General features: G+C 60.5%; 9 protein-coding genes. 1 reads left to right on the top strand and 8 read right to left on the bottom strand.

Annotation, left to right across the window (positions count from 1 at the left end; all coding sequences use genetic code 11):
- The 6 genes from NW857_RS07960 to NW857_RS07985 form a co-directional block, all read right to left on the bottom strand.
- The coding region (locus NW857_RS07960) for an Hpt domain-containing protein (RefSeq protein WP_414368590.1) at positions 1 to 2530 on the bottom strand (2530 nt) is incomplete at its 3' end.
- A 174-nt stretch (positions 2531 to 2704) separates the two neighbouring features.
- Entirely contained in the window at positions 2705 to 5179 is a 2475-nt protein-coding gene (locus NW857_RS07965; protein ID WP_414334532.1) for a methyl-accepting chemotaxis protein, read from the bottom strand.
- Between the two features lie 309 nt (positions 5180 to 5488).
- Complete coding sequence (locus NW857_RS07970; RefSeq protein WP_414334530.1) at positions 5489 to 6007, bottom strand: CheW domain-containing protein; 519 nt, start codon at positions 6005 to 6007, stop codon at positions 5489 to 5491.
- Between the two features lie 111 nt (positions 6008 to 6118).
- Entirely contained in the window at positions 6119 to 6484 is a 366-nt protein-coding gene (locus tag NW857_RS07975) for a response regulator transcription factor (RefSeq protein ID WP_414334529.1), read from the bottom strand.
- Positions 6481 to 6867 carry a response regulator gene (locus tag NW857_RS07980; RefSeq protein ID WP_414334547.1) on the bottom strand — a complete coding sequence of 129 codons (387 nt, stop codon included), beginning with the start codon at positions 6865 to 6867 and terminating at the stop codon, positions 6481 to 6483. The genes NW857_RS07975 and NW857_RS07980 overlap by 4 nt, the downstream gene beginning before the upstream one ends.
- A gap of 207 nt (positions 6868 to 7074) precedes the next feature.
- Positions 7075 to 8217, bottom strand: a complete 1143-nt coding sequence (locus tag NW857_RS07985) for a response regulator (RefSeq protein WP_414334527.1) — start codon at positions 8215 to 8217, stop codon at positions 7075 to 7077.
- Positions 8218 to 8395: 178 nt separating this feature from the next.
- Between NW857_RS07985 and NW857_RS07990 the strand changes: the two genes are divergently transcribed.
- Positions 8396 to 8680, top strand: coding sequence for a YggT family protein (locus NW857_RS07990; RefSeq protein WP_414334526.1), 285 nt, complete (start codon positions 8396 to 8398; stop codon positions 8678 to 8680).
- 19 nt (positions 8681 to 8699) lie between these two features.
- Here the strand turns inward: NW857_RS07990 and NW857_RS07995 are convergent, their stop codons facing one another.
- Both NW857_RS07995 and NW857_RS08000 read right to left on the bottom strand, forming a co-directional pair.
- Positions 8700 to 9794, bottom strand: coding sequence for an electron transfer flavoprotein subunit alpha/FixB family protein (locus NW857_RS07995; protein ID WP_414334524.1), 1095 nt, complete (start codon positions 9792 to 9794; stop codon positions 8700 to 8702).
- Between the two features lie 167 nt (positions 9795 to 9961).
- Positions 9962 to 10786, bottom strand: coding sequence for an electron transfer flavoprotein subunit beta/FixA family protein (locus tag NW857_RS08000; protein WP_414334522.1), 825 nt, complete (start codon positions 10784 to 10786; stop codon positions 9962 to 9964).
- Positions 10787 to 10933 lie beyond the last annotated feature (147 nt).

Raw genomic sequence — 10933 nt, forward strand, 5'->3', positions numbered from 1 at the left:
CTGCCGGAGTCTCGCCGGCGAAGAGATCGCCTAGGCCCAGCTCGGCCTCGAAGTCTGGGGTTGCCGCTGCCATTGGCTCGCCAGCAGCAGCAAATTCCTCCAACGTCGGCAAGGATTCCTCGGCAAAGAGGTCTTCCAGTCGCTCAACCGCAGCCGGGCCAGAATCCGCAACATCAAAAGAGGGCTCAAAAGCAACATCAAAAAATCCAGAAGGTTCGCTTTCTTCCGGCATCGACGAGGCTTGATCGGCTGCAGGGGTGGAGAAAAGGCTCTCCCAGCTATCTTCGGCAGCCTCATCCGCAGCAGAGTCGGCCAACTCTGGGGATCCCATCTCCCCAGAATCCCAGTCTGCCGGGGTGGAAAAATCCTCCAGCCGAATATCGGCGGGGAATTCAGCCCAGAGATCCCCATCCCCGATGGCCTGCTGAAGGGGTGGGGACGGCTCAGCCGCCCAAAGATCCGCCACCGAATCCCCATCGGAAATGGCCCCAACGTCAGGGAGCTCGGGCATTTCCTGCAGGGGAACATTCTCTACGGAGAGTTCCTCGAGCTCAAACAACGCCTCCACTCCGGCACTTGCGGCTTCCTCTGGGGCAAAGTCAAACACCTCCTCTGCGATTTCTGCAGCAGCTTGGGCCGGCACTTCCTGTTGTGCAACCGTCCAGACGGCCTGGCTCGCTTCCTCAGCCCCTGTCAGCTCGGCAGGCTCTGCTGCCGCTTCACCCACCACTTCGGCAAACAGATCCGCCAGATCGGCCTCGACTCCCTCCTCCTCCAAGCTTGGGCTCGGTTCCGCAAAGGTCTGCAAGAAAGGCTCAGGAGAAGGGGGGATCAGCTCCGGCGGGAACTCCTCGATATCGGATAGCGCTTCTGCGTTGGCAAACAGCTCGTCAAAGGCCGAAGCGGCTTCTTCCTCCAGATCCAAGGGGGTGGCATGGAAGTCTTCCGCAACAGAGGCCAAGTTGGATCCCAGCCCATCCTCTTCTGGGTTTTCTGCCGGCACGGCGGCTGCTTCCCGGTCTTCCTCCCAGGCCGCTGCGGCCTCCGGCCAACTCAGATCTAGGCTCTCCTCTTGTGCAGGAGCGAGCAGGTTCTCTGAATCCAAAGCCGTGTCCATTTCCCAGAGGGATGCCGGCTGTTCCACCACTTGATCCCAGCTCGCTTCTGCGCTCTCCTGCTCCTGCAAGGATGTCTCGGCTTCTGGCATGGGCTCAGCTTCCCAGCTCCGATGGGGGGCAGCACTTGCTTCGGCAGGGATCCAAGCAGCCGCAGACCAATCCTCTGGGGCATCTTCAGGTTGGGTAAACAGCGGCTCTGCCTCAGACTCCCCAGCAAGGCCAAGCTCGAAGAGCTTCGAGACCTCTGGCTCTTCGGGGGCTGCCGGCACAGGGCGGAAGGCCAGCAACTCTGCCGAGGGCTGGATGGTGTTTGCCGCTCCGCTGGCCAGAGCTTGGTGAGCTTGCTTCAGATCTCGCAGCACCGGCAGGGCCAGTTGTCGCAAGTTCTGGCCGGGATCCGCCAAAATCTCGACGATCAAGCGGGCTAAGTCTGTCCAGCCTCCCAGATCCAGAGCTGAGGACTGTCCCAAATCCTGCAAAGATTGCGCCAAAGCTTGCAGGGCCGGTCGGGTAGCTGGGTCGTCGGGACGTTTGAACAACTCCAGCATCTGGCGCAACAGAGCTGGGATCTGCTGATGCACCAGCACCTCCCAAGGATCCGGTGCGGCAGGGGGGGCGGCAGGGCGAGCCAGTTGTTGCAGTTCTGGAGAAGGGGCAACTTGTTCCGGCTGGCCGGCCAAAATGAGCTGCTGTCCCTGCTTCAAATCCCGCAGGGCGACCAAAGCCAACGTTCGCAGATCGGCGTCGGGGTTGCCCAGGGCTTGCCCGAAAGTTTCTGTCAACTGCTGCCAGCCCGCCAGATGATGAACTTGTCCGATCTCTTTGAGGACGGCGTTGGCCGCCACTAGCTGATCGCGAACGCCTGGCTGCTCCCCTCGCTTGAACAGCTCCAGCATCTGGCGCAACTGCTGCGGCACCACCTCTGCCATGTCCTGCTGCAGGGTACGGGCTGCCGGTGGCGAGACGGGAGCTGAGACAGGGCCCTCGCCCAGAAGATTTTGAATGTGCCTTTCGGTCTCTTGAAAAACCGGCTCCAATTCCGCCAGCGTGGTGTTGCCAACTTCTTCGGTGAGGCCGCGGGGGCTCTGTAGCTCCTCCAACAACATCGCAAGCCCATCAAAGGCCTGCAAGAGCAAAGTTTCCAGGTGCTGATCGACAGGCACTCCGCCGGGACGAGAGCGAAAGATGTTGAAAAAATCCTCCATGCGGTGGGCCGTCCGTTGGATGCTGGTGAGGCCCAGCATGGCGGCTCCCCCCTTGATGGAGTGAGCAGCCCGGAACAGCTCGTTGATCAGCTCAGGATCGCTCATGCTGTCGCGCAGGCTGAGGAGCCCTTGCTCGATCGTTGCCAAGTGGTCGCGGGCTTCTTCAATGAAATAACTGAGGATCCGCTTCTGTGCTTCTTCGTTCATGGCAGGAGGCCCTTCCTACAGCCCACAAGTATGCATCAGTGATAACAGACCGACCAGGCTGAGCAAAGCGTTTGGCCAATGTTGCAAAGGGGGATCCCAGTGCCGTGGAAGAGCGGGGACTTCTCGTCCCTGGGATCCTTAGTCCCTAGAATGCCCTCAAAAAAGCAGATTTGCTCATTCATCCCCCACCCGGAAGCGACCGACGGAAGCCTGCAGCTCACGGGCAATGCTCACCAACTGTTGCAGCGAAGTCGCCACCTTCTGCGCCTCCTTGGAAGTCTCGTTGGCGGTCAACTCCACCGATTGCATCAACTGCGCCACCGAGCGAGAGGTTTCCGTCTGTTGCACAGTGGCCTGAGAAATCGCCCGCACCAATCCGTCGATCTGGTGGCTGATCTCGATGATCTCGTCCAGGCTGTTCTTAGCCTGCTCGGCCCGCCGTGTCCCCTCGATCACCAGTTGGGTGCCCTCTTCCATGGCCGTCATCACGTTGCCGGTTTCCGATTGGATCTGCAACACAATCTGCTCGATTTCCTTCGAGGCCTTGGCGGCTCGGTCGGCCAGTTGTCGCACCTCATCGGCCACGATGGCAAAGCCCCGTCCCGATTCCCCGGCTCGGGCGGCCTCAATACTGGCGTTCAAGGCGAGCAGGTTGGTGCGCGAGGCAATTTGTGAAATCAAGGCCACGATCTTAGAGATTTCCTGCGAGGACTCCGCCAAGCGCTTCACCTTGCGGGTGGTTTCCGCCACCGTTTCCCGGATCTCCAGGATGCCGCTGACCGTCCGATCCACCGCTTCTCCACCGCGAGAGGCTGCTTCTGTGGCTTGGGCGGTCACGTTGGCCGCCTCGCGGGCGTTGCTGGCCACCTCTTGAATGGACTCCGTCATCTCCTGAATGGAGTTGAGGGAGTTGGAAATCTCCTCCGCCTGGCGCAAGGCATCGGCGGAGAGGCTGCGGGCAAAGTCCTCATTCTGCAAGGCGGCATCGTTCACGGCGGCGGCGGCCCGCTTCACCTGGCTGACAATGTCTCGCAGACTGCGAATGGTCAGGTTGAAGGAGTCGGCCACCGCCCCCAGCACATCGGCAGTCACCTCTGCCCGCACGGTTAGATCCCCACGGGCAGCCCCTTCCACGTCGTCCAACAGGCGAATCACCTGGCGCTGGAGGTCTTCCTTAGCTTGCCCCTGCTCGGCAGCCCGCTGGTTCAGTTCTGTGAAGGTGGCCTCAATGGCAGCCGCCATCTGGTTGAAGCTGTCGGCCAAGCGCCCCAGCTCATCAGGGGCATTGACTGTGGCTCGTACTGAGTAATTCCCCTGGGCCAAGGCGGCAAAGTGGCCAGCCAGCTCTTGGGCGGCGGAGCGAAGGTGTTTGGCACTACTGGCCCCAAGTACAACCCCGGCTACCGTGCCGACCACCCCACCTCCGATGACGCCGGCCATCAAGCGAGCTCCCCCATTGGCCGGGATCCCCAGGCCAATCGCCAGCCCGGCAGCCAAACTCACCGCTCCTTGGATCAGCGCCGTGGCCAATTGCCGATCGGCAAGCGGGCGGTTGGCGAGCCCGGCAGATGTTCTTGTCCCTGCTTCGCCTGCACCAGGAAGGGGAATCGAGGCAGTGGGCAGGCCTTGAGGCTGCAAAACTTGGGCTGCTCCGCCGGCCATCTCTGCCGCCATCCCGGCCATCCCCTCGGTCGCCCCCTCATCTGGGTAGAAGACCGGCTCGCCGCCCTCCATGCCGGCCAGTTCGCGATCCAGGCTGTCCAGCTCGTCAAGATCGAAAAGGGCAGAGCCGGGACTGGCTGTGTCTTCATCGGGGGCAGGGATCGGCTCGCTCATGGGCGCGGCCAATTCCGTCGGCAGGCCCTCATCCAGGGATCCCCCTCCCTCCTCCTCAAAGCCGGGTAGGGACAAGCCCATCTCTTCGGGAAAATCTGCATCGCCGGCCAACTGCGTAATGGAGTCGGAGTCGCCTTCCAGGGCTTGCAAGTGCTCTCGGTCGAACTCGTTCAGGAAGGCAAAGTCATCCTCGACCACCGGATCGGTGTGAGGCCTGCTCTCTTGCGCACTTACCCGCCCCGAAATGGCCGGCGGCGTCACCCGCGGATGGGTTGGCAGCTGGTAAGATGGGAACAACGGCTCGGCCTCCGGCATCTGCAGCCCGGTCTCAAAGGGATCCTCGAATCCGCCTTCCTCAGCCAAAACATCCCCAGCGGCGGCAAAGGGGTCGCCTGCCATTGAGAAGGGATCCACTTCCTCTTCCCTGCTCTCCTCAAACTGCAGGAAGGGATCGGCGGCGGGGGACTCATCCGCCAACCCCTCTTGCGAGCGAAGCTCGTCCACTGCTTCTGAGGAGTCGGGCATGTCCGCCAGCTCCGGTGCCATTTGCAGCAGCTCCTCCAGCCCCTTGCGGGCCGACTCCAGCTCGTCGGGATCACTGGCCGTCTGTAGGATGGTGCTGTAGGTGTGGCGAGCTTCCAGCAACAGCCCGGCTTGCCTTTGGGCCGAAGCCAGCAGCAACTTGACGGCGGTATCCTGTGGCTGAGCAGCGGCCACTTGGTTCAACAACCGTACTGCCTGAACGTAGTCTCCCTGCCAAAAGGCGACCATTGCCTCGGTGAAGTCTCTCTGAGTGTTCGCGCTCGAAACCATGGATCCTCCCTTCCCTGCTTGGTTAGCTCTGTTCACGCTTCAACGCAGATGCCAACGGAACGCCCCCCAACACCAACACCTTCATCTCAGATACTATGTATGTAGGCTATTTCTCCCTCTGCCCATAGCGAGTACAAGAACACGTTTTTGCCGCCATCTCCCGATATAGCTGTCAAGGCAACCCCACCTTCACCAGGCTTGGCGCGCACTTTGGACAAGACCGGCTTTCCCCATTGTGAAGGAAGCCAGCCTGGCTCTTTGATAGGAACTATACACTCTCTTTTTGCCAAGTTCACAGAGGACTGCCTGTTAACTCCAACGATTGGATCTGAGGATGGCCGACTGATCCAGCAATGGCAGGCGGGATCCCGTCTCGGGCACCACCCATTCCCCTCGCAAGAAGGGAGCCATCGACTCAGGAGCCACGAGAACAGGCCGCACCGATTCCGTCTTCAGCCACTCCATGCCCACAATTGAATCCACGGCCAGGCCCATCAGCAAATCCTGTTGATCCATCACGGCCACCACAGGGAGCTCGGCGCGGTCGAGGTTGAGGGGCGGGCTGATCCCCAAAAATTGCCCCAGATCCGCAACCCAAATGATTTCGCCCCGCAAGTTCAGAGTGCCCAGCAGAACTGGCGCGACATTCGGCATGGGGGTAATTTTCTCGGGGCCGATGCTTATCACCTCCACAACCGCTACCGCCGGCAGCGCAAATTCTTCTCCGGTGGCGACCTTGAATTTCAGGAATAGCTCACCTTCGGGAGCCTCCATTTCCTGCAATTCTTGGGTCTCATCCCCCATCAACAGATCCAGATCCCCCAGCATGATGCTCCCCCGTATCGATGGTCTTGTGGAGGGGTGGCCGCCCCTCCCTTGCCCAGGGCCTAGAGCCCTTCTGGGCTCTGCCAGCAGGCATAGAAGCGGGATGGGCGGTTCCTAGCCTCTCAGTAATTGCTTAATCGTACCCACCAGTTCCTGCGGCTGGAAAGGCTTGGCAATGTAGGCATCTGCTCCCTGGCGGATCCCCCAGTAGCGGTCGAATTCTTCGCCCTTGGAGGAACACATGACGATCGGGGTTTTTTGGGTGAGCGGATCGGCCTTGAGGAGACGGCACACCTCGTAGCCATTCATCCGCGGCATAACGATGTCGAGCACAATCAGATCGGGCTTGCTTTGCTTCACCGCCTCTACGGCTTCCACCCCATCTCCCACCGTCATCACCTCAAAGCCATTCTCCTGCAGCAACTTGCCGATCATCTCTCGCTGCGATTGACTGTCTTCCACCACCAAAACGCGACTCATTTTTGGCCGGTCTCCTTGATCTCCCGCAACTGCTGTTTGATGGTAGCCAATAGCTCTTGAGGCTTGAAGGGCTTGGTTACATAGGCATCCGCTCGATTGCGCTTGGCCCACTCGATATCAAAGGCTTGATCTTTGGTGGAACACACGACAATGCGGATGTGCTTGGTGCTTTCATCTCCCTTCACTTCCCGGCACACTTCGTAGCCGTTCATGCGGGGCATGACGATGTCCAGCACCACCACGTCAGGCTTCTGCTGACGAATGATGTCCATCGCCTCCACACCGTCCATGGCTGTGGAGACTTCCAACCCGCTCTCGGAGAGCAAACTGGAAATGGTCTCCAGATAGGTACGGTTGTCATCCACCACCAGCACTTTGCTCATGGTCATCTCGCTCCTGTTGTGTTTCGCGGGTCTGGTTGACCCTAGGGGCCACCTCAACCGAGATTTTGTCTTTCGACGCTTTTGGCCACACCTGGCCTTGTGGCCGTGGCTAATCCTATTTTTCGGCGTGGTTACTCCTCTGTCCAGTATTCCGCCTGCTCAGCCTTGTTCTCGATTTGGATTGATTGGGACTTGGCTACCCCGTGCCTATTCGCCGCCGCCCCGCTTGGGAGGTGGGCCCACATAAGATTCGACGACGGTCAACAACTCCTTCTCGGAGAAGGGCTTGCTGAGAAACTCGTTGGCCCCGGCCATGCGCGCCTTGATCCGGTCGGTGAAGCCGTCCTTGCCGGTGAGCATGATCATGGGGGTTTCGCGGAACTGGCTGGATTTGCGCAACATGGCGCACAGCTCGTACCCATCCAGCTTGGGCATGGCCACATCGCAGAGGATCATGTCGGGATTGAGGAGAAACACCTGTCCTAGGGCTTTGAGGGGGTTGCCGATGGTGGTGACCTGGTAGCCCTCGTTTTGCAGGATGAACTCCACGGTTTTTTGGATGGCCATGGAGTCGTCGATACAAAGGATGTGGCTGGGCTTGTCGCCGGCTTTGAGGGGACGGCTGTGCTGGGGCTCGGCAATCAGGACGGGCTCGGAGAGGTGAATCGCCCCTTGGCGAACATAGGGATAGATGGCCTTGGCCACTGCCAGGGTATCTCGGCCCAGGTAGCGACCCATCTGGCGAATGCTGGTTTTGCCGTCGGACCACTCGCTCAGGGCTTTGAAGACGGGGGCGGGCAGGGTTTGCTGGAGGGGGAGGGGGTTGACGATGGTGGGGGCTTGGTTGGGAGCCTGGATATAGGGATGTAGCTTTTTCCACTCCTGCACCTGGGTGACCATCTCGGTGAGCAGGGGGGTGACGGGGAAGGTGGTCAACTGGGGGGCCAAGGGGGATCCAGCCTCGAAAATGAAGGAGCCCTGGTGGAGGCTGAGCAGGTCGAAGAGGACTTCCCGCACCATGCCCAGCAGGATCTGCTTGCCTTGGCTGGGGTTGAGCTTGTGGTTTTCCAGCAAAGACCAGAGGCGGTTGTACTCGGGGGCATTGACCGCAGCTTTGGGAGGGATCTGAATTTCGTCTAGGGCGGCTTCCAGCTTGAGGCGGCGCAGGTAGTCTTTGAGGCGGGTGATGTTGCCTTCGCTTTCGGAGGCGTAGATGATTCGCCCATTTAGGAAAAAGACGAACCAGTAGGCGGAGCGGCTGGCCTCTACGAAAAGTTCACCGGTGCGCTGGCCCAACTCGATCAGTTGAAGGATGCTGCGGATATCGATCTCTTGTAATCTTCCCTGCATGGGATCCCTGCCTGGAGTTAGCAAGATACGACCATTATGACGCTAGTCTCTAATGGCTGCCGCCCTGCTTGTAGGACTATTTTGGAAACGGAGTTAAAGTTTTAAAAAGTTGGGGTTAAGCTTAGAGCCGAGTGCCTGCATTCCGAGTATCCTCTAGAGCCTGGTTCCTGCAAGACGTATGCTGCCGCAATTCACTGCCTGGGTGCTGGGTCCGCTATTGGCGATCTACACCGTCCTGTTTGTGCTGCGCATTTTCCTGTCTTGGTATCCGCAACTGGATACTTCCCGGCTGCCCTACTCCCTGGTGGTCGGCCTGACGGAGTTTCTGTTGCGCCCGACGCGCCGCCTGATCCCGCCGCTGGGGGGGGTGGACATGGCGCCTGTGGTGTGGGTGGGCCTGGTAACCCTGTTGCGGGAGCTGTTGCTGGGGCAGCAGGGGCTGCTGACGATGGCTCTGCACTAGGGCGTTTCCCTGGATCTGCTCAGCGACTTTGCAAGAGAGGGATCCGCTCGTCGGCCCCTTCCCGGATCTCCTCCTGTCTCTGTTGCAGTTGCCGGATCAGCTCCGGCACCACCTGGTAGAGATCCCCGACGATGCCGTAGTGGGCAAATTTGAAGATGGGGGCGGCGCTGTCTTTGTTGATGGCGATGATGGTCTGGGACTTGTCCATGCCGACGCGGTGTTGGATGGCGCCGGAAATGCCGCAGGCGATGTAGAGCTGGGGGCGAACGGTTTTGCCGGTTTGCCCCACCTGGTGGGCATAGGGGATCCAGCCGGCATCCACAGCCTTGCGGGAAGAACCGACGGCGCTGTTGGGGAAACAGGCGGCCAGCGCTCTCATCAGCTCGAAGCCTTCTGGGGATCCCAGCCCGTAGCCGCCGGAAACGATCACTTTGGCCCGCGTCAGATCTACGGCCTGGGAGAGGTTGCGCACCGTTTCCACAATGTGCAGCTTGAGATCCTCCGGCTCCAAGTTGACCGGCACCGGGATCACTTCCCCTTGGCGGGAGCCGTCCCACGGCAAGGGCAGCATCACGCCGGGGCGCACGGTGGCCATTTGCGGGTTTTTCCAGGGGCCGAGGATGCGGGCCTTGAGGGACTCGCCAAAGCTGGGCCGAATGGCGTACAGGCATTCGGGGAAGAGGCCGGACTTGCTGGGATCCCGGCTGTTGCTATACTCGAAGGGGCCGATGTCGAGCTCGGTGCAGTCGGCGGTCAGGCCGGTTTCCAGGTGGGCGGCCAGACGGGGGGCTAGGTCCCGACCGGTGGTGGTGGATCCCAGCAGGATGGTGTGGGGTGGCTGGGGCCAGCTTTTGAGCAAGTCCAGGATAACGCGGCGGTAGGGCAGGGTGCGGTATTCGGCCAACTCGGGGTGGTCGGCGATGAAGACCTGATCCGCCCCGTGGCCGATCAGGATCGGGGGCAGGTGAGCGATGTTGTGGCCGAGGACGAGGGCACTCAGGGTAGCTTCCAGCTTGTCGGCCAGCCGTCGCCCCGCTCCCAACAGCTCCAGGCCGATGGGCTGCAACTCACCCTTGACCTGCTCGGCGAAGACCACTATCCGCTTATGATCCATAGAACCGTGACTCCTGAATTGAGATTGGGTCGAGGGCAATCTCATCTGTTGCGACGAGGTGAAGCAAAGTTTCTCCGGGTCAACTTTGTCAGCTTTTCACCGCCTAAAACCGAAAGCTTTCGCCAGCCACTCTGGGGCCGATAGGAGAGGGGACTTGGCCAACAGGACTAGGAAGTTGCAGCGCAGCGGAAGAGGTCAACGGCCTGCGTCAGTTGGCTGATCAGTTGAGGAACGGGCTGCCCTTGAAAGACCTGACAGTTGCCGCCGATTTCCCCTACTTTTTCGGTGGCGGCCACGATGGTCGGGGATCCCTGGAGGCCGCAGCGCTTTGGATCGGCCCCCACATCGTCCAGGTTGAGAATCTGGATGGCCTCGGCCCGTGCCGCCTCATCCCGCATCAACCGCTGCACCCGCTGCACGCCGCGTAGGGTGGGATAGGCCAGGCGCCGCGCCGAATTGGCCACCGTAATTAAAACCGGCAGCGGCACCGTCACCGTCTGGGATCCCCCTTCGATGGCCCGCCGCGCCACCAGAATCCCATCGCGGATCTCAAAGGCCTCGCAATAGGTAACCTGAGGGATCCCCAGCCGCTCGGCCAACTGGGGCCCCACCTGGGCCGTGTCGCCGTCGGTGGTCTGCAGCCCGCAGAAGATGACATCGGGCCGGCCCGCATAGCGAACCGTGTGGGCCAGGGTGTAGGCAGTGGCCAAGGTATCCGAAGCGGCCAGGCGGCGGTCGGTCATCAAAATGCCCCGATCCACGCCGTGGGCAATGGCCTCGTAGAGCACCTCGATGGCCGGCGGTGGCCCCATCGTGATCGCTGTCACCCTCGCCCCATGTTGCCGTTTGGTTTGCAGGGCCGCTTCCAGCGCATAGCGATCGAAGGGGTTCAGCATCCGCTTGGCCTTGGCCCGGTCGATCGTGCCGTCGCTGTTGATGCCGGCTTTGGCATTTTGATCGGGAACTTGCTTAATTAGGACAAAAGTTTCCAAGGATATCAGCTCCCTAGCGATCCCCTCCAGACTAAGAGGGATCCCTAGGCAGCAGAAACTTATTCAGCTTTTTTTCGGGATCGGAAACGGTGAGCACTCTGATGAGCACTCTTCAGTCGCCTTTCTCAGCACATCAGTTGCTCAAGT

Origin of the sequence: Synechococcus sp. H55.9, assembly GCF_047462355.1 — a bacterium.
In the GTDB taxonomy this organism is placed as follows: Bacteria; Cyanobacteriota; Cyanobacteriia; order Thermostichales; family Thermostichaceae; genus Thermostichus.